14 protein-coding genes are annotated in these 17,565 nt (G+C 66.8%); 5 read left to right on the forward strand and 9 right to left on the reverse strand.

Annotation, left to right across the window (positions count from 1 at the left end):
* Positions 1-65: 65 nt before the first annotated feature.
* The 4 genes from LCD35_RS20930 (at position 66) to LCD35_RS20945 (ending at position 4,845) form a co-directional block, all read left to right on the forward strand.
* Entirely contained in the window at positions 66-1,295 is a 1,230-nt protein-coding gene (locus LCD35_RS20930; protein WP_224963038.1) for an ABC-three component system protein, read from the forward strand.
* On the forward strand, positions 1,292-1,786 hold the full coding sequence (locus LCD35_RS30805; protein ID WP_224963040.1) for a three component ABC system middle component: 495 nt from the start codon (positions 1,292-1,294) through the stop codon (positions 1,784-1,786). Before LCD35_RS20930 ends, LCD35_RS30805 begins: the two co-directional genes overlap by 4 nt.
* Positions 1,786-3,759: a DUF3732 domain-containing protein gene (locus tag LCD35_RS20940; RefSeq protein WP_224963044.1), complete on the forward strand. Its 1,974-nt coding sequence runs from the start codon at positions 1,786-1,788 to the stop codon at positions 3,757-3,759. Before LCD35_RS30805 ends, LCD35_RS20940 begins: the two co-directional genes overlap by 1 nt.
* Positions 3,760-4,122: 363 nt before the next feature.
* On the forward strand, positions 4,123-4,845 hold the full coding sequence (locus LCD35_RS20945) for a tyrosine-type recombinase/integrase (protein WP_225044710.1): 723 nt from the start codon (positions 4,123-4,125) through the stop codon (positions 4,843-4,845).
* 1,570 nt (positions 4,846-6,415) lie between these two features.
* Here the strand turns inward: LCD35_RS20945 and LCD35_RS20950 are convergent.
* Entirely contained in the window at positions 6,416-6,643 is a 228-nt protein-coding gene (locus LCD35_RS20950) for a hypothetical protein (protein ID WP_224961797.1), read from the reverse strand.
* Between the two features lie 865 nt (positions 6,644-7,508).
* Positions 7,509-7,820 (reverse strand): helix-turn-helix domain-containing protein, encoded by a 312-nt coding sequence (locus LCD35_RS20955; RefSeq protein ID WP_224961796.1) that lies wholly within the window; start codon positions 7,818-7,820, stop codon positions 7,509-7,511.
* A gap of 620 nt (positions 7,821-8,440) precedes the next feature.
* Here LCD35_RS20955 and LCD35_RS20960 point away from each other — a divergent pair.
* Positions 8,441-9,196, forward strand: a complete 756-nt coding sequence (locus LCD35_RS20960; RefSeq protein WP_224961795.1) for a class I SAM-dependent methyltransferase — start codon at positions 8,441-8,443, stop codon at positions 9,194-9,196.
* A 64-nt stretch (positions 9,197-9,260) separates the two neighbouring features.
* On the opposite strand, the gene LCD35_RS30535 is transcribed toward LCD35_RS20960, so the two are convergent.
* The 7 genes from LCD35_RS30535 to LCD35_RS20995 form a co-directional block, all read right to left on the reverse strand.
* A complete protein-coding gene (locus tag LCD35_RS30535; protein WP_224961793.1) occupies positions 9,261-10,676 on the reverse strand; it encodes a GGDEF domain-containing protein in 1,416 nt (471 codons plus the stop codon).
* A gap of 540 nt (positions 10,677-11,216) precedes the next feature.
* Positions 11,217-12,005, reverse strand: coding sequence for a class I SAM-dependent methyltransferase (locus LCD35_RS20970; RefSeq protein WP_224961791.1), 789 nt, complete (start codon positions 12,003-12,005; stop codon positions 11,217-11,219).
* A 94-nt stretch (positions 12,006-12,099) separates the two neighbouring features.
* Positions 12,100-13,188, reverse strand: coding sequence for an MSMEG_0565 family glycosyltransferase (locus LCD35_RS20975; RefSeq protein ID WP_224961789.1), 1,089 nt, complete (start codon positions 13,186-13,188; stop codon positions 12,100-12,102).
* Positions 13,185-14,021, reverse strand: coding sequence for a carbon-nitrogen hydrolase family protein (locus tag LCD35_RS20980; RefSeq protein ID WP_224961787.1), 837 nt, complete (start codon positions 14,019-14,021; stop codon positions 13,185-13,187). The genes LCD35_RS20975 and LCD35_RS20980 overlap by 4 nt, the downstream gene beginning before the upstream one ends.
* The gene (locus tag LCD35_RS20985; RefSeq protein ID WP_224966524.1) at positions 14,018-14,863 is read right to left on the reverse strand and encodes a carbon-nitrogen hydrolase family protein; all 846 of its coding nucleotides are present in this window, start codon (positions 14,861-14,863) and stop codon (positions 14,018-14,020) included. The genes LCD35_RS20980 and LCD35_RS20985 overlap by 4 nt, the downstream gene beginning before the upstream one ends.
* Positions 14,860-16,314 (reverse strand): MSMEG_0567/sll0787 family protein, encoded by a 1,455-nt coding sequence (locus LCD35_RS20990; RefSeq protein ID WP_225044711.1) that lies wholly within the window; start codon positions 16,312-16,314, stop codon positions 14,860-14,862. The genes LCD35_RS20985 and LCD35_RS20990 overlap by 4 nt, the downstream gene beginning before the upstream one ends.
* Positions 16,311-17,408: an MSMEG_0568 family radical SAM protein gene (locus LCD35_RS20995; RefSeq protein WP_224961781.1), complete on the reverse strand. Its 1,098-nt coding sequence runs from the start codon at positions 17,406-17,408 to the stop codon at positions 16,311-16,313. The genes LCD35_RS20990 and LCD35_RS20995 overlap by 4 nt, the downstream gene beginning before the upstream one ends.
* Positions 17,409-17,565: the final 157 nt, after the last annotated feature.

Below are 17,565 nucleotides of genomic sequence, written 5' to 3' on the forward strand. Positions count from 1 at the left end.
GGCCCTCGTCACGGGATGCGACCTCGCCACACACAGGGCGCCTTCACACTGCTAACTTCCTATGTGTGAGCAACGTCATCGTCAACCGGTTCAGTGCTGCGGGGTCAGCGATCGGTTACCTCGCGCAGGTCGAGTACGCACTGCTCATCGCGCTGCAACGGATGGATGAGGAGGAGAGTCTTCGTCTGTCGTTGGAAACGGTCGACGACATCACTTTTGAAGGGCAGGGAGACTCTCGCGAGCTGTGGCAGACCAAGCATCATGTGGGGCGTCATGGGTCGCTGGGCGATACGAGCCCGGATCTGTGGAAGTCGCTGCACAATTGGATCGAGTCGGCCGATGAGCGTTCCGCCTGTTTCCTGTTTACGACTGTGACGGCGACCGACACGACTGCAGCAAGCCTGCTACGCCCGGTCCGTACAGCACAGGACGTGGTGGCGGCTCGCAAGAAGCTCGATGGCGTCGCGCGAGCAAGGGGTAACCAGTCACTGGTGTCCTACTATGATCGGTACCTCGGCCTCCCTGTGGAGAAGCGAACCGAGTTGCTTTCGCGGATCACCGTCTTGGATGGCCAGGCAGCGGGAGAGGACATCACCGGTCGGCTCGTCGCCACCGTCCGTAAGACGGTTGTCGCGCAACGGCGGAAGCCTTTGGTCGAACGACTCCGGGGATGGTGGCATGACCGCTCCATGGTGCATTTGACGCACATCGCTCGAGATGAGGTCGACTGGATCTCCATGCAGGAGATCGAGGACCAACTGCATTTGATCGCGCAGTCTCTCCGCGATGACAACCTTCCCCTTGACTATGATCGTGATCCCGAGCCGCCCCAGGAGAAAGTGGACGAGCACGATCGGGTTTTCGTTGAGCAGCTCAAGCTCATCATGCTGCACCACACTCGCATTCGGCAGGCTGTCTACGATCATAACCGCGCCTTCCTGCAACGGTCCAGGTGGCAGCGTGAGCAACTCCTCGCGGTGGGCGAACTCGACGCCTATGACCGGCGCCTAATCGAGGAATGGATGCGCGTGTTCCTTCCATTGGAAGAGCAATTCGGTGACGACCAGCCAAGCGAGGACGTCAAACGCCGTGACGCCCGGCAGCTTTATCAGCGTCTGCAGGAACGAAGCCTGCCGGAGATCCGTTCCGGGGTGCGCTCAGGCTACATTCCCTTGGGATCGCTCCATCTCCTCGCCGACCGGCTGCAGATCGGCTGGCATCCGGACTGGCTTGACCTCCTCAAACACCGTCTGAGTGACGTGCGAACCACGGCGGAGACCGAGGGGGCTGCATGAGCCTGCCCGGCCCGGTCGGGGATTCTGAGACCGGCGCATTGTTCAACCCTGCCTTCTGTGCAGTGCTGCTCCATAAGGCGACGAAGAGATACGAAGCGAAGTCGAGCGAAGGAATGCCGGTGACCTACGCGTTCCTTGTTTTGCCGTGCGCGCTGCACATGCCCACACGGGAGGCGCTTCCGCCTACAACAGCGGCTTCGATGTGGATCTGGTTGCGATCCCACCCTGTCCTTTGTATGGACTTCGCCGACCGCGTTCGTACTTTCCGAGGGTTCACCGCAGCCGCCATCAGATATGGCATCCAGCACGGAGCATTGGTCGGAGCGCTCGGCTCACTTGCTCCCGGAACTCTCCTGCGCCGTCCCCGCACCCTCCAGCCGACACAGGACTGGCAAGCGTGCGTTCGGACTGCTGAATTCCTTGGCCGGTGGTTTGGAGGGACCGCCGCAGACGAGGCCACCGTTCTTGCCCAGTGGGGAGTCCGCCCGTGATGCAACTTGATGCTCTTGTGCTTTACCACTCCGACGGGAATATGCGGCAGATCCGGTTCCGCCCTGGTCAGCTCAACATCATCACCGGCGAGTCCGGGACAGGTAAGAGCAGTATTATAGGGATTCTCCGGTTCCTTCTCGGGGGCGACAGCCCTCATGTCCCGCTCGGACCGATCCAGAACACCGTCGACTGGTATGGGCTCCTGGCTCATGCCGGCAACACCCACTTCTTCGTCGGCCGCCCAGCGCCCGACCATGGCGCCGCCACGACGCAAGCGTTCCTGGCCGTTGGAGAAACAGCGATCCCGCCACGGGCGGGCCTCCACACCAACGCCAGCGCCAGCGATGTCGTCGACTACCTTGGCAGCCTCATCGGTATCGCCGAGAATCTCCACGTACCTGCTGCGGGACAGACACGACGCCCGCTGGCGGCGAACCTCCGCCATGCGCTCTACTACTGCTTCCAGGGGCAAGGAGAGATTGCCAATCCCGAACTGTTGTTCCACCACCAAAACCGTGAGCATCAGAAACAAGCCATCCGCGACACGCTGCCGTATTTCCTTGGCGCGCAAGACCCCGATGCACTCCGTAAACGCCAAGAGCTCTCAGAAGTCCGGCGTGAGCTTCGACGCACGACGCTGAGGTTGGATGAAGCTCGTGCCACTCGTGAGCTCGGCGTCGGGCGCGCCGCAGGCCTCATCGCAGATGCCAAGGCTAGCGGCTTAATCGCACCCGATGCCCTACCGACGGACACCCGCGGCGCCTTTGAAATCCTCACGAGCGTCCTTAGCAGTGAGGAATCGCCTGTCAACGTCGACGACGCTGACAGTGATGGTGAGATGGAGCGCTTACTCGCACGCCGAACCGAGCTTCGCAGCACCGTGCGTGATCTCAACGACAAGATCCGTGGTCTTGACGAATTCGCCAGGGTTGGCAACGAGTACAGCTCCGAACTCAACGAGCACCGCGTTCGACTCGCCTCGGTCGGACTCATTCCTGACAAGCAGAAAGCCGCTGCCACGTGCCCGATTTGTGAGAACACGCTCGACACACCGAGCGCTCGCGCGGCGATCACACAGAGTCTCGAACGTGTATCTCAACGCATTGATCTCGCTCACCGCGATGAACCCCGCGTGGCCCAAGCCCGCGCAGAGCTCCTCCAAGCGCGCAGTGCTGCCCGGACTGAACTCGCAGACATCGACACAGCTCTCGACGATCTCGCACAGACAGACCAACGACGCGAGACGATGCGCCGCAGCTGGGAGCAGCAGAGCTTCGTACGTGGCCGCATCGCGCAATACCTGGATACCGCCACGCTCGCAGATGACGACGCCATGGCCGCCTTGGAACACACCGTCGAGAATCTCGAACGACGAGCAGCAAGCCTCAACGATGAGCTCGATCCAGAACAGCTACGCTCGGCCGTCAACTCTCTGCTGAACATCGTCGGGCGCCGGATGACCGCACTCGCGCAATCACTCCCTCTCGAACACTCCGAACACGGCGTCCGAATCGACCCCTACCGCCTGACCGTCGTTGCCGACACTCTCCAAGGACCTGCCTACATGGACGCCGGAGCGATCGGAAGCGGGATGAGCTGGGTCGGCTACCACCTTACGGCCTACCTCGCGCTTCAGGACTACTTCATCGAAGCACACCGTCCCGTTCCACGATTTATCGTTCTCGATCAGCCCAGCCAAGCCTTCTTCCCACGTGACCGTGACACCGGGGGAGACCTAACGGAGCTATCGGATGTGGATCGCACAAACACCCGCAAGCTCTACGAGATGATGTTCAACGTCGTCACCGAACTAGACGGACAACTACAAGTCATCGCCTTCGACCATGCCGACTTCCCAGAGCCCTGGTTTGGGGAATCGGTCGTCGAGTTCTGGCGAGAAGGCAACGCGCTTATTCCGCAGAACTGGCTGAACCCTGATACTTCGGATGCCCATGCGGAAAATGAGGAATAAGACAACGGAAGACCCAACTGAAGCCTCCCTGTAGAGGCGGCGCAAACCCTCGCTCTCCGGCCTCGGTCCCGACTTCCAGCACAAGCCCGAGAAGGCGGACAACCCGCACCTCGCCAAAGGCAGGTTCGTGGACCTACCAGCGGACGCCGACAGTTCCAGCGCTACGTCGTGGAGACCACGACTACCCAACCACACCATCGAACTCAACACCAGCCAGGGCGACAAGCACATCCTCACCAGATACCTGCTTGCTGGCTTCAGAACCATGCGGATGAACGAGATACTGCCCGCTCACGTGCGCGACCACCTGCGGCAACTCGCTGCGGACGGCGCCACTCCGCACACCTCGTTCGCTTCAAGACCGTGCTCTCAGCGATCTTCACCACCGCCTTCAACGACTGGATCATCCACTTCCACCCCTGCACCGGCGTCACCGCACCCGCCGCCCCCAAACGCCCCCTGCGCATCCTCACCCCGGCCGAGTACGACGCCCTCCACACGGCACTCGCCGCGCCACGCTGGCGACTGCTCGTCGACGTCGCCTTCGAAACCGGCATCCGATGGGGCGAACTCGCCGAACTACGCGTCCACGACCTTCATCTCGCCACCCGGGTCCTGACCATCAGCCGCGCCGTCGTCGAACTCCGCCACCCCGATCCGGACGGCCAATGCTTCCGCATCAAGCAGTACCTCAAGAACACCGCGTACCGGCAGCTCCACCTCACCACCGAGCTCACCCACGCACTACTCGACCACCTCACCGAACACCACCTGGCGTCCGACGACCTCATATTGGGCTTCCCGGCGGCGCCCCCGCGGGACGACACCAACCCGTCCACAGGCGGTGCAGCACCCGAAGGACACGGCACCGCCAGCCGCTACAGCGCCGGATGCCGCCGCGACGCCATCGCCACCTACCGGCGCCACCGCCGCGCACTCGGCCACGACCGGCCCGCCCACCAGCCGCGCTCTCCCGCCAACCGGCACCTGGCCCGCAACTGGTTCCGCAAAACGATCTGGGCCCCCGCCCTACACCTCACCCACCGCGTCCGCATCCACGACCTCCGCCACACCAACGCCTCCTAAATGCTCGCCGGCGGAGCCGACCTTGAAACCGTCCGCGAACGCCTCGGCCACACCAGCCTCCGCGCCACCGAGCGCTACCTCCACAACCTTCCCGACGCACACAACACCGCAATCAACGCACTCCACCGCATCCGCAACTCACCAAGCCAAGACACCGCACTCGCGGCACGGCACCCAACCAACTAGCGGTCACCCCAGCACACCCCATGCGCCGCCATCGCCGCGCACGCCCGCCCAAGCACAGCTCAAGCTCAAAACCACAGCCCACCGCACTGCGGCCACGCATCAGCTGTGCAAGGAAACGAACCGCCAACACCGCAAAGGCCGCGTTCCTCGCGGTCAAACCACGGTCACCACACAACCGGACACAACAAAACCCCCACCGGTGAAGATCACCGACAGGGGTTCTAACCTGCTCAAGCTGCTGGTGCGCGATACTGGGGTTGAACCAGTAACCTCTACCGTGTCAAGGTAGTGGCCCCTCGTTTCTGACCAGCACGTTCGCGCTCCGCCGCAGGTCAGCGGCCCTTGTTCCTGCTCGTCGAGACTAGTTGCCACGCGTTCAGCCGCGTTCCCGTCGCCATCAGATCGCCATCTGAACTTGTACGAGGACCACCGTGCAACGGAAAATCGAACCCGGGACGAGTTGGTGATGCGCCCCTTCGTCGGTCGGCGGATAGGCCACGAGCGGGTCGACGTTCTCACCGCCGCAGCCCGCGACCAGAAGCGAGGCCGAGCACGGAACAGCTGACGCGTCTCGTCGACGACCCAAGGGATCGCGACCGCGACCCAGTCGTCGGTGCGCAGCGCCTCGACTACCGCCTCCTCCGGTCCCACGCCGGTCAGCATCGGTCGGCGCCGCTGCGGGTGCTCCGGCCGCTTTCGAAAGGGAAATGATGTACACCTAGCGCACGAGAGCCGCCGAGAAACACCGCCGATCCGTGACCGTCGCCGAGGTGACGGCGAAGTACCAGCGCGACGAAACTCTGGTGATGGTCACCGCATACGACCTGAATCGGGCAAGAGCATTTCGCCGGGCACGCACGTGTCGGAGCAGGTCGCGGACTCCCGGATGAGCAGCGCGGGCCGGGACAGGGCGGCCTCGTTTCCAGGCCCCTTATCTGGTGGGTAGACAGCCGACTCCGAGGTCCGCTGTTGGAGAGCGCGACTCATGGCCGAAGGGCCTGGTGTGCGACGTCCTGGGCCCCTCGGCATCGCGGCCTACCGACGCGTTTCGTCGATGCGAAGCGCAGCACCGAGCGCGAAGAACGCCGGCGCCCACTCCCCAACGAAGATGCCCCACCTGTCGGCACGGGCGATGTCCTCAGCTTTCCGGGAAGACACCCAACTGGCCACGCTCAAACCGATCGATACCACTCCTGCCGTGAACAAGTGGTCTGAGCGGACTCCGCAGTTCCGCAACGCTGTCAACATCGCCATCCCCCTCGTGTCCTGCTCGGCATGGTGTCTTGCAATGTCCAGCATGGGTACTGTCGCTCCCACGCGCATCCCGCAGCTTCCAGATGAGGTTGTACCCCTGAGGACAGGGTGAGCGAAGGAGCATGCAACGTCATGTCTCGGTGTGACGGACTCGCTCGATAGCAGTGACGGCGAATTCAGCGAGTCCCGCGGCCAAGCCCGGATAGTCGGGCGCTTCCGCAGCCATCACCGTGGTCCAGTGGTACAACAACTCGGCCTGCCAGAGCACCCATACCGCGTCGTAGGCGTTATGCAGATCGACGCGGTCGAGCATGTTGACCAGCTCCTCAGCACTGCTCAACGACGCGGTCAACGACACCGGCAACTCCACAGACCCCACGGCAGAGCTCGACCACTCCCATCTGAGATTCCGCGGCGACCTCGCAAGCCGAGTGCACCCGGGAGACCTGCGGGCCGACGGACCGCTCACCCGACCACGCCCGAGATCGGACTGGCCATGGCGTCACGGCGCCGTTCGTCATCGAAACACCCGTGATAAGGCGCTGAGGGCGAACAGGCAGAGCACGCTGGCCGCGTCTATCGTGGTGTTGGCGAAAATGATGGACAGGCCGCTCGCTGCGGCGACGGCAAGCATGCTGGGGCGGAAATTCATGGTCCGCATAGAGACTACGATGCAGTCGAGGGACTTCCCAGCCCAGCGTACGTACCGGGCGCACGCGCACACGACTGAGGCGGGGAAGTGCGATCGGCCCGAAAGTTATCTGCTGATCGACAGCAGTATTCGGCTGCGTGCAAGTCCACGAGTAGCGGCTGCTAGCGATGACCGCAGCTTCGAGCAGAGCTGAGGGCACCGCGGTCGCGCTCGCGAGGCGACGCGGGCTACAACTACCTCCGCTGTGTCACCGTTCGGCGGCTACGGGAAGCAGGGCAGGTACCTGGCCCCACGGAGCAGGAGCCGACTCAACTCGGCACGACTCATACATCGCGGACGGTTCAGCCTCCGGTCTTGGGCCCCGGATTGATTCTTAAGGTATCTGCTGTTTGTTCAGACTGCGGAAACCCGTGCCGTCGATGACTAGCGCACGAGCACGTCGGTCCCCGCGTCCGGAGCGATCAATCGAAACCATCTTCGGCCATTTGTGTGAGCATGCGCCAAACGTGAACTCCGCAACATGCCCGCTACGCTCCACGCGCGATCTCGACCGCGTCCCAGCAGGAAGGGTTCAGCCCTGCTGTTCCACAGGCGCCGCACCCAGCTGAGCGAGCTGATCTTCCAACGCGATGATGCGGCAAGCACCCCATACCGGCATGCCCTGATCAACCAGCTCACGCACCCGCGACGCCCGTCGCAATTGCGCACGCGAATACCGCCGATGCCCCCCGCCGGATCGCACCGGAACCACCAGCCCCGTCCCCTCCAACGACCGCAGGAACGGCTGCGTCACGCCCACCATCTCCGCCGCCCGGCCCATCGTGTAAGCCGGATAGTCGGCGTCCTCGAACTTGTCCTCGATCTCGGCGCGCTCCTCGCCCATACACCCTCCCGGCCCCTCGCGAACAAGGGCCCCGGTGCACCGTCGGTACACCGGGGCCTGGAGGGAGATGTTCCAGTCAATTACCACTGCCGCTCATCCACCAACGAACACGAGGACGACGCGGCGCCGAACCTTGCGATACGACACCTCCCTTCCCGCACCCGCAGATGACCTTCACTCGACCCTGAGGCGGAGGCCGCTTTGCGCGTCTCCGCCTGCCCGGTCGACCATCGCGTCAATCACCGATCGCGCTACTACATCCTCTTCTACTTCCTTGAGAGGAAGGCTAGCACCGCTATGGCGTCATGTCTACACCCACCGCTGCAGATATTGTCCACTTCGAGATCGGCCGGGTCGCTCTCGTGCTACAGCGCTCGTTCGAACTTCCCTGGCGGATGGTGCGACCGTGTGCGGCAACGGAGGATGCGCCCGGGCGAGGTCGGATCGCACATCGGCGCACGTTGCGCGGATCGGTCGCCGAGCAGTGCGTCGCATCACAGTGGCGAGAGACCGCGCGAGCTGCTCGCATCGACAAGGGCGGAGGAAATCCGAGGCGGCATCGCCGCGCGGAACACCGATTCGTTCGCTCGTCGGCCGAGGGACTGAGGGGAGTGCGGCCAGTGACCTTTTTCCACATGCTCGAGCCGTCCGCATTCGATGAGTCGACGTCGTCGATCCGCAGCGTGCAGTCCGAGGTCGACGACTACGACGCGCTCGACGACGCGTTCTGGTGGGACCACGGGTACCGCCACCTACCCGACCATCTGCGCATCGTGCCCGGCGACCGAGTCCTCGACGTCGGCTGCCGCACGGGCAAGTCCGCGCGCTGGCTGGCCGCTGCTCATAGCGCGCAGGTGCTCGGAACGGACCCTTCGCCAGCGATGATCAGAACGGCCGAGGAGAGACCGACGCCCGGAGTCCGGTATCGACGAACCCCACGAGGATCCCTGCCCGGCATCCCGGACTCCTCCGCCGACGCCGCCTACGCAGGTTTCGTCGTCAGCTGTGAGTTCCTCGACCATCTGGTCGAGGAACTCTTCTCCGAAGTCTTGCGCGTCCTGCGGCCCGGTTCCCGCTTCACCGTCCTCGATATCAACCCTTCGGCCGTCGGCATCCACTTCCCAGGGGTCGTTTACGGCCCACCCGGCCGATCTCCCCGTCCAGGCGAGGTGGTGCCCCTCAGCCTCCAACGGCGCGACGGCACGTGGACGCGCTCCCGTCGGCTTCACCGACCGGTCGGATCAGTTCGCGGAATGCTGGAGTCCGCCGGGTTCACGGTGGACCGGATGGACGTGCCGCTGGCCCGCACGCTCGCGCAATCCTCCTCCCAACCAGCCGTTCACGCGCCGTTCTACCTGATCACGGGCCTCACATGACGGGTCGATGAAGAACTCGGAGTCGAGTCACCCCCAGACGAAGACCTCAGCCGCGGCACGCTGCCTAACCTTCCGGCCGTTCAGCCCGCTTGGCCGAGTACATCGCCGCATCGGCTCGGCTGAGCGCGTGGTGCGCCGTGTCGTTCGGTTCGAGCGGGACGTACCCGAAGCTGGCGGTGATCCGGTACTTCTCGCCGTCCAGCAGAATTGGTTCGGCCAGGCGTTCGCGGAGCCGGGAGCACAGCGCTTCCGGGTCGGCGGGTGCCGGGTTGAGCAGGACCACGAATTCGTCCCCGCCGAGGCGGGCGAGGGTGGCCCTACCGTCGAGTTCAGCTCGTAGCTTGGTAGCCGTCGCCAGCAGCACGGTGTCGCCCGCTTGGTGCCCCCACCGGTCGTTGACCTCCTTGAACTGGTCCAGGTCGATGTAAAGCAGGCCGAGGGCGGTGTGCTGGGCGTGGGCCTGAGGTAGGGCCTGTCCGAGGACGTCCAGCAGAAGTGTCCGGTTCGCCACCCCGGTAAGCGGATCGTGCGTGGCGAGGTGACGCAAACGCTGATGGACCTCCTGCAGCCGACGCGCCGTCATGAGCTGTCGCACCACGACCAGGCCGACGACCCCGACGAGGAAGTAGACCTCCGCGGGACGCGGGCTGTCGATGGTCGCTCGCACGGCAGTGAACGCGCACACCGCCGCCAGCGGGACGTAGGGAAGGACGAGTGGGGGGAGGTTGGTCGCCACGCGGGACAGTCCGTTCTCCGGGGCGAGCGCGGCGACAAGCATGAGGTAGGGCGCCATCATGTACCCCACATCGGCAACGTTCGGCGGAGCAGGGCTGTTGTTGCTGATGGAAAACGCGTAGAGGGCGTCCGAAGCACCGATCGCGATGAGCCCGGCCAGCAGCCACGCCAGCGGAAGTCGCCAGCTGCGACGCAACAGGACCGATATGAGCACTGCGAGGACGATGAGGACGAGATCGGCCACCGCATAGGACGCCGCCAGCAACACCTCGCCGAGACTGGCGGATCCGCGTTCCACGGCAGCACCGAACGTGACCTGCCACACCAGGCCGAGCAAGCTGGTCGCCACGATCAATCCGTCGATCACCAGGACGCGCGGGCGCGTGATGGCGTCGGTGGAACCGGTGCGGGCATGCTCGTTCTTGGCGATGTGCAGCAATGCGAAGAAGGTGAACACCGGCAGTCCCAGGTAGAGCGCGTTCTCGACATCCGGGAAGGTCGCTGCCCGCATGTCCACGCTGCGATGCCACGTCCATACGGCTTGCCCCACGCCCCAACCGAAGAGGGCGAGGGCCATGAGCGGCCGCCACCACCGACCCGTGCCCGACGCGAAAGGTGCTCGGCCAGTCCAGGCGAACGCGACGGCGGCCGCGAGGGCACCGACGAGGCCCGTGAAATCCGCTACGGCCCACCTAACGGGTTCCGCGAGCGCGCCTGACATGACCAGCGCGGTGGGCACGGCCACCACTGACATGACGAGCCAAGCCGTGCGGGGCCACCTCCACGACATCGGTTCGTTCTCCTGCCTGCCCCGTCCGCGGCGGACCGCGGGTTCACATCCGGCCTGAGCGAGCATCCGTTCAGGCGGAAGCTCGGTTCACCGGTCGGTTCCATCCTTTTCATCGCATCCGGTGACGGCGAGCTATGCCTCGCGGGCACCCGGGTGCGCAGGTCACAGGGGCGGTCCTACTCCCGCCTTGCCGAAATTGCGGCGTCCGGATCATGCCCATCGCGTTGCGCACATCCACTGTTGCGGAGTTCGGCGGACGCTGCGCTCGAATTGCTCCGCACGTCATCCCGCTGGCCTGAGTCTACCGGGTACCAATGCCTCTGCCACGGCGGGAGAATGGCTCATCTGGCCGCCCGCTGAGGAAAACGAATGCCCTGTGCCCTTCCAGGAAGCATCGATCACCGTCCCGACGAGCACGCGGCATCCTCCGCCCCGGCTGCCGTCGGGTGCCGGGTCCGCGGTTCGGACGCCGTGATGCACGCAGTCCGGCTCGGCCTAGCTCCTGACAAGCGGTCTGCGGGCGCTCACGATCAGGAACGGGGGTCGTGCCGTCGCTGCGTGCCATCGCTGCCGTCGTTCCGGCTCAACCGGATCGCCCTCCGCCCCGTTAGCAGGGTCCAGCAGCGGCTCGCACTGCTCGAGGTCCTCGAACCCGGCCTCGCCCAGCACCGAATCGTAAGTGGCGCGCGACCAGTAGGTGTCGGTGATCGAGCTCCAGCTGCCGTCCTGCCGCCGCATCCGGACCGGGAGCCGATCTCCTTCGGAATAGCTCACGTCTAGTTCGCCCTGTACCAGGTCTCCGAAATCCACTCCCGTGGTGTCGGGATGGCTGTCGAGCAGCACCACGCGCCCCCCGGGCCGTACTACGCGTGCGAGTTCGGCGACCACTGCCCGCAGTGCTGCCATGTCCGGCAAGCACACCGCCAGGAAAGCGGCCCACGCCGCATCGATGGAGTCGGTGGGGAGACCGGTGCGGTCTGCCGGCCTGTGGATGAACCTGGTGTGTCCCGCCGGGTCCGCACCGCGCCGAGCCGCGCGAATCATCACCGACGATCGATCCACGCCGACCACGGCGCTGGCGGTGTGCTGCGCGATCCATGACGTGACCGTCCCGTCCCCGCACCCCAGGTCCAGTAAGGTCGGGCGCTCTCCGTCGAACCGGTCAGGTGCGAGCAACTGCGGCAGGGCGCGATAACCAAGCCGCCACCACAGCGCGGTGTCGAACTCCGCGAAGCGCTCCGCCACCCCATCGGCGTTCCAATCGGTCAAGTAGTCCTCGGTCATGATCGCAACACTAGGAGAGGTCATCCTGCGCGGCCGCTCGAACCATCGGGTTCAGAGAAGATCGTGGCCAGGGAAGCACGCGGGGCCGCTCCGCTCAGGAACGACCCCGCCTGAGGGAGCGGTAGAACGCGATGTGGCGCTCGGCCGCTGTCTGCCACGTGTGCGCGGCGGCCAGCGTTCGCCCGGCCTCCCGGCGATCCAGGTCGTCATCGGCCAGCGCGGCCGCGAGCTCGGCCGCGAAGGACTCCGCCCCGTCGGCGAAACGGGCCGCGGCACCGAAAACCTCCTTCAGCACCGGGAGCTCTCGCACTACCAATGGAGTTCCGGCCGCCAACGCTTCCATCGCGGCCAATCCGAATCCCTCCTTGGTGGACGGGAACGCGAAGGCGCTCGCGGCGGCGACCAAGCCGGGAAGTTCGTGCTCGGCGACGGGTCCCAGCACCACCGGTTCGACGCCGAGCTCCACCGCGCGGTCCTCCCAGCGCCGCCGGTAGTCGCGGTAGTCGAAGAGGGTTTCGCCGCCTGCGATGACCAGTGCGACATCGGGTTGCCGCTCGCGCAGCAGCACGTATGCCTCCAACAGATCCAGCGATCCCTTGCGCGGCTCGATTCCGCCGACGGTGAGCACGTAGCGGCCCAGCCTGTCGGTCCAGTACCGCCGGTCCTGTTCGGTGGTATCGGCGAACCGCTCGTAGGCGACCCCGTTCGGGATCACCTCGGCTTCAACGCCCCATCCCGCACTCAGCTCGTCGGCGACCGAGTGCGAGACGCAGACGTGCGAGTGCGGGGTGATGATGGCGCGCTCGTGGCAGGCTGCCAGCTCCGGTGTGCTGAAGTGGTCGATGTGGTGCACCGTGCGCACGCAGTCGCCGACCGCGTTGGCGCTGATGCAGTCCTGGGCGTGCACCACGTCGTACTCGTCCGGGGTGAACGCCGCACCGAGCGCCTCGATCGAGCGCAACACCCGCTCGCCCACCGTTTCGCCGCCCGGCCGGTCGGGAAACGGAACGATCCGCACCTCGACGGCGTCGTGGACCGGCCGGAAGAATCCGGTGTCACCGCCGCGTCCCAGAGTCCAGACCGCCACATCCTCGCCTGCTGCCGCCAGCGCTTCGGCCAGTGCCAGCGTGTGCACCACACCGCCACGCGGTTTGGTCGAGTAGCTCACCAACGCGATCTTCATCTGCCACCCCCGCGGTAGGACGACGGCCGCAGCTCGCCCAAGTGGTGCAGCACTCGCCGGGCACGTTCGATTTCAGCCGCCACATCGACCTCGGCGATGGCGAGCCCTGCTTTGGACCAGGTGCGGGCCAGGACGTCCCCGCCGGGTCCGACGACCTTCGCCTGGCCCAAGAACCGCATAGCACCCGTGGTCCCCGTCTGGTTGGACGAAGCGAGCACGACCTGGTTCTCCGCCGCGCGCGTCTGGTCGTAGAGGTCGAAGAGCTTGGCCTGCCGGTCCTGGGCCATTCGCGGTGCGCGATTGGTGATGCTGGTCGGCCAAGCCGATAGACAGGCCAGCACCTCCGCACCATCCAGCGCCAACGACCGCGCGGCTTCGGGGAAGGTCTTGTCGTAGTCGATGAGCATGCCCACCCTGCCGATCGGGGTGTCACATGCCGCGAAGGACTCGCCCGGCGAGTAGACCTGCGTCTCACCAGCGGGCAGGTGCACCTTGCGGTGCCTGCCGAGCACACCGTCCCCGTTGACGCACACCGCGGCGTTGTAGCGCACGTCGCCGCCGTCCTCGCAGTAGCCGACGCAGACGACCATGTCGGCAGCCAGCGAGGCGACTCGCCGGATCATCGGCGAGTCGGGAGCGAGCGCGGGCGGCAGCGCGTCCGCGCCGGGGTGACGCAGCTCCGCGAGGTAGCCGCCGAGGGCGGCGTCGGGCAGGACCAGCAACCCGGCACCGGCCAGACGAGCATCGTCGATCAGCTTGGCGATGCGAGCCAGGTCGAATTCGAGGTCACGTCCGAAATGCGCTGCCGCAGCGCCGATGCGGACCAGGCTCATGACAGGCCCGCGCCAGCCAGGTAGGCATCGGGCCGCCGGTCGCGGAGGTGTCCCATGTGCCTGCGCGCCGCTTCGAGCGCGCGGTCGACGTCGACGTCAGCGACCGCGCCCCCTCCTTCGACTCCGGTGTCGGCGAGCACCTCGCCTCCAGGATCGACGACCTTGGCGCTGCCGACGAAGCGCAGCGAACCGAAGGTTCCCGCCTGGTTCGCCGAAAGCCACAGCACCTGGTTCTCCAAAGCCCTGGCCCGGTCGAACAGGTCGAAGCGGCGCTTCCACCGGTCCTGCGCGAGATCCGCCGCGGCGTTGGTGCGCGACCCCGGCCAAGCGGACACGCAGACCCCGATCTCCGCACCGTCGAGAGCCAACGCGCGAGCCGCTTCGGGGAACGCCTTGTCGTAGCAGATCAGCATGCCCAGCCGTCCGGCGGGCGTGTCGAAGGCGTGGAAGGAGTCGCCGGAGTCGTAGCTGGCGTTCTCGCTCAGCGGCTGATGCACCTTGCGGTGGTTGCCGAGCACGCCGTCGCCGCTGACGCAGACCGCGCTGTTGAACTTCCGGTCCCCGGCCCGCTCGCAGTATCCGGCTACGACGGTCATGTTCCCGGCGAGAGCGGCCAGCCGCCGCACTTCGGGCCCGTCCAGCTCCAGCGCGGGAGGTCCCGGGTCGTCGGCGGCGGAGCCGTCGAGACCGAGCAGGTAACCGCCGAGACATGCCTCCGGCAGGGCCAGCAGCTGGACACCCGCGGACCGAGCCCGCTCGACGAGCTTCTCGACGATCAGGAAGTCCTGTTCCAGGTCGCGGCCGAATTCGGCGGCGACGGCGGCAAGGCGCAACGTGCTCATGCATCCCCCATTCCAGTCACCGTCGTGGTGATCGCTGCTGTGATCTCGCCGTCGGGCCACCGCAACCCGACGCCCCCGCCCCGCACCAGTTCCCCGCACGTGGCACCGGTGGCGGGACCCGCCGGCAGCGGGTCGCTCCCCGCGTCATCGGTGGTGAGGACCGCGAAGCCGGGGAAGCACGTCAGCCAGTCGCCCACCGTCGCTCCGGCGGGGCGCGGCACGCGGGCGACGTCGAGTACCGCCGCACACCCGCTGGCTTCAGCGAGCATGCCCAGGGTGCCCACGACCCCGGCCATCGAGACGTCCTTGGCCGCCGCCGGTCTCGCGGCGGCCACCGCGCCGAGCATGGCGCGCAGTTCTGGCGTGCGCCGGTGACTGGTGGAATCCCACTGCCGACCTCGGTAGCCGTGGCGCCAGCCACCGCCGAGATCCGCGGTCAGCCGGACCTCGTGTCCCGCGCGGCCACCGCCGCCCGGGACGGGATGGGCGGTGCGCCCGAGCGCGGTGACGGACAACGAGCCGGGCACGCCGAGCTGCGTGTGCCCGCCGAGCAGCGGAATCCCGCCGTAGGCGTCCGCAGCACGCCGCAGCCCGGCGACCAGGCGTCCGGCGTGCGCGGTGTTCCTGGCACCGATCGCGTCGAGCAGCCCGACCGGTTCCGCTCCCATCGCGGCGAGGTCGTTGACGTTGGCCAGTACCGCGCACCAACCGGCCCACTCCGGGTCGCGCTCGACCATCGCCGGGACGATCGCGTCACACGCCGCCACCAGGTCACTGCCCGGGACCGGGGCTCCGTCGTCACCCACGAATCCGGCGCCGCCGAATGCACCAGGAGGTCCGGTGGCCGCGTCCAGCAGCGGCCCCAGCGGAGCTTTGGTCGCCTCCACGAGATCGTGCACGCGACGCACGGGCCAGCGCATCAACGTGTGCGGCACACCGGCCACGTCGACCTCGCGAACCCGGTCCCAGCCCAGTCGTGCGAACAGGGGCTCGTTGCACACTTGCACCGTCGCGTCGAACCGCAGCGCACCGGCGGCCTCGGCGTGCGCGCAGGCGGCGCGCACCAGCGCCGGACCCACTCCGCGCGTTCCGCGCACCGCACCATCGACGACCAGTCTTCCGCCGTACCACCAACCGATATCAGGGCCGTCGGTCGCCGGACCGAGCCGGACTCCCCCGAGCACTCCACCATCGCCGGAGCGGGCCACCAGGACGACCGTCCGCGAATCATCGTCCCGATCATCCCGGTCGGTTCCGGCGAAGAGGCCCTGTTCCCGCACGAACACCTGGTGCCGCAGGCGTCGGTACGCGGCGAGGGCCCCGGCGTCGGCCGCTTCGATTCGAAACGGTGGCTGCCCGGACAGGGTCGCGCGGTCACCGAGCAGCGACAGGACGTCCGGCATCGGCGGGCCTCCGGGCGGAAGCAGCTCTTCGTAGGCGATCACACTCATCCTCCCGCCGTCCTCAGCACCGAGCAGGCACCGCAGGCCGCGCACCCCGCGCCCTGATCCGCACCCGACATTCCGGCCCGCCTGAGCAGCCCGGCCACCGCGTCCGTCACGTAGGCCAGCAACTCGGCGCTGGGCGCCTCAACGCCGTCACGGGCGGCCAGTGTGCCCGCCATCGGCCGCAAGGGGACGACGAACGGGTACACGCCCCGCTCGATGAGCCCGGCGGCGCCGTCGATCAGCTCGTCGGGGTCCTCCCCGAGGCCGACCAGCAGATAGGTGGACACCCGGTTGTGGCCGAAGACGAGCACGGCCTCGTCCCACGCCGCTTCGTACTCGCTCAGCGGAACCTGCGACTTCCCGGGCATCCACCGGCGCCGCACCCGCTCGTCGAGGGCTTCGACGTGAATGCCGATCGCCGTGGCCCCGGCGTCCTTGAGCTCACCGATCCAGCGGAGTTCACCGGGTGGTTCGCACTGCACCTGAATCGGTAGACCGGGCACCGCCGCGAGCACCGCGCGGACAGAGCGCACCAGGTTTCGCGCACCGCGGTCCGGCCCCGTGGTGGTGCCGGTGGTCATCACCATCTGCCGCACCCCGTCGAGCCGAACGGCCGCCTCGGCCACCTCGGCCAGCTGCGCGGGAGTCTTCGCCGCCACGGTGGCGCCACCGCGCAACGATTCCTCGATGGTGCAGAAGCGGCAGCGGTCGGATTCGGCGTAGCGGATGCAGGTTTGCACCACGGTGGTGGCGAGCACGTCAGCGCCGTGCAGCCGGGCGATCCGCTCGTAGCTCACGCCTTCGGCGGTGCTCAGGTCGTAGAAATTGGGCCTGCGCACCGGAGCGAGTTCGACTCCGACGTCCTCCTCCCCCAGCCAGACCCGACCGTCGCGCACCGAGTACGGGCTGGCGGGGTTGGTGGGCAACGCGGCACCGGCGCCGTCGACGAGGACGTGGCCGTCGTCGCTGGGCCCTGCGCCGGCGGGACGCGCGACCTCGGCGTCCAGCCGGACCCCGTGCAACGCCAGCTCCGCACGGGTCATGATCCGCACGTCCACCGGCGTGCTGGTTCGCCCCTGTTCGGTATCGACGCTCACGACACACCTCCATGAAAAACCCGCGATCCCCCGCACGCGGCGCCCCGGCCCCCCCCCCCGGGGCCCAAGGCGGCGCCCGGGGGGCGCCCCCCCCCCCCCCCCCCCGGGGCGGCATTTTGGGGGGGGGAGAGGGGTGAGGGGGGGTCGGGGGGATTTT

Origin of the sequence: Saccharopolyspora sp. 6V, assembly GCF_020176785.1 — a bacterium.
Lineage (GTDB): Bacteria > Actinomycetota > Actinomycetes > Mycobacteriales > Pseudonocardiaceae > Saccharopolyspora_C > Saccharopolyspora_C gregorii.

What these genes read in the sequence shown, in the direction of transcription:
- LCD35_RS20990 (WP_225044711.1), bottom strand. Translation starts at nt 16,314, where the DNA reads ATGAGTGTGATCGCCTACGAAGAGCTGCTTCCGCCCGGAGGCCCGCCG.
- LCD35_RS20975 (WP_224961789.1), bottom strand. Translation starts at nt 13,188, where the DNA reads ATGAAGATCGCGTTGGTGAGCTACTCGACCAAACCGCGTGGCGGTGTG.
- LCD35_RS20940 (WP_224963044.1), top strand. Translation starts at nt 1,786, where the DNA reads ATGCAACTTGATGCTCTTGTGCTTTACCACTCCGACGGGAATATGCGG.
- LCD35_RS20955 (WP_224961796.1), bottom strand. Translation starts at nt 7,820, where the DNA reads ATGGGCGAGGAGCGCGCCGAGATCGAGGACAAGTTCGAGGACGCCGAC.
- LCD35_RS20980 (WP_224961787.1), bottom strand. Translation starts at nt 14,021, where the DNA reads ATGAGCCTGGTCCGCATCGGCGCTGCGGCAGCGCATTTCGGACGTGAC.
- LCD35_RS30805 (WP_224963040.1), top strand. Translation starts at nt 1,292, where the DNA reads ATGAGCCTGCCCGGCCCGGTCGGGGATTCTGAGACCGGCGCATTGTTC.
- LCD35_RS20985 (WP_224966524.1), bottom strand. Translation starts at nt 14,863, where the DNA reads ATGAGCACGTTGCGCCTTGCCGCCGTCGCCGCCGAATTCGGCCGCGAC.
- LCD35_RS20970 (WP_224961791.1), bottom strand. Translation starts at nt 12,005, where the DNA reads ATGACCGAGGACTACTTGACCGATTGGAACGCCGATGGGGTGGCGGAG.